The sequence below is a fragment of the Streptomyces sp. AC627_RSS907 genome, from assembly GCF_019049165.1.
Map to the genome: position 1 here is coordinate 1 of NZ_JAGMUE010000073.1, position 1,315 is coordinate 1,315.

The following is a 1,315-nucleotide window of genomic DNA, read 5'->3' on the forward strand; positions in this document are numbered from 1 at the left end:
TCTGGGGCAGGTCCGATGACGGCGTGCGGGCAGCAGGCGTTCGATGATCTCAGCCAGGGTGCGGGTCAGTGCCCGGGCGAGTCTGCCGGGGGGAAAACGCCGCCTGGGCCGGGACCTGGCGGCGCACGATCCGCAGGGACCGTGTGAAGGAGAGGCGGTCGGGATCAAGACCCCGGCCGGTGGCGGCCTGGTGCATCAGCTGCCGGATGGCGTGGTGCACCAGGAGGAAGCCGTAGATCTCCTGCTCCACGCCCCACGGGTATCTCGAACGCAGGATGAGCTTCGGGCCGCGTTGGTGGGTCTTGATCTCGTCCAGCGTGGTCTCGATCTCCCACCGCTGGGCGTAGAGCGCGGCCAGTTCCTTCGCCGGTGCCTGCTCAGGATCGAGCAGGGTGGTCAGCAGCCGGTAGACGGTGGCGTCGCCGGTGCGGGCGAGGGTGTACTCGATCACCCGGACCTGCACCGGGTTGCGGCGGCTCTTGCGGTCCTTTCCGGCATGGACCGTGCTGAGGTAGGAGCCATCGGCCAGGACCTGCACCACGGGCAGAGCCGCGCTCTTGCGCATCCGCCACAGCAGGTCCGCGCCCGTGGCCCGGGCGGCCTGCCACAACTCGAACCCGTAAAAGCCCCGGTCGGCCAGCAGCAGCATTCCCGCCCGCAGCTCGCCGAACAGCTGCCGGGACAGCACCGGCTCACTGGCCGACAACGGGCCCACCGCCGCACCGAACACCGCGTGGGTCCCGCACTCGGCCAGCGCCACGAGCCTGGCCTGCGGGAACGCACCCGTTCCCCGCCCCGAGCCCGGGCGGCCGAAGAAACTGTCGTTCTCCGCCGTGTCCGCCAGGTCCAAGGCCGTGCCGTCCACCGCCACCAGGCGCCACCGCCGATACCAGGCACCCGCCGTCTCGGGCACCGCCACCGGACGGCACACCCGCGCGAACAACACCTTCAACGGCTCCACGCCCAGACGCCGACGCGCCCGCCCGATCGCCGCGGTCGTCGGCACCCGCCAGGACCGCCGCCCGTCACCGGCCCCGTCACCCAACAGCCGCGCGACTTCTTCATACGGCTGCCCGAAGAACAGACACATCGCCAGCACGAAGTACACGACCACCCGGGCCGGCAGCAGACGGCTGCGCAGCTCGCCCCGCCCGGTCTCCGCGACCACCTCATCGATCAGTTGCGGCGGAAACGCCCGCGTCAGCACCCCAATCGCAATCCGGTCCGACAACCGCTCACCCGCAGGCGACTTGACCTGCCCCACCCTCGCCACACCACAACCAACGAGAGCAGGCCAACTAAGTCACCGGCATTG

At 70.6% G+C, this 1,315-nt stretch carries 1 protein-coding gene; it reads right to left on the minus strand.

Annotated elements, in window-relative coordinates; all coding sequences use genetic code 11:
• Positions 1–49 precede the first annotated feature (49 nt).
• Positions 50–1,273: an IS4 family transposase gene (locus KUM32_RS17820; RefSeq protein ID WP_217142903.1), complete on the minus strand. Its 1,224-nt coding sequence runs from the start codon at positions 1,271–1,273 to the stop codon at positions 50–52.
• Positions 1,274–1,315 lie beyond the last annotated feature (42 nt).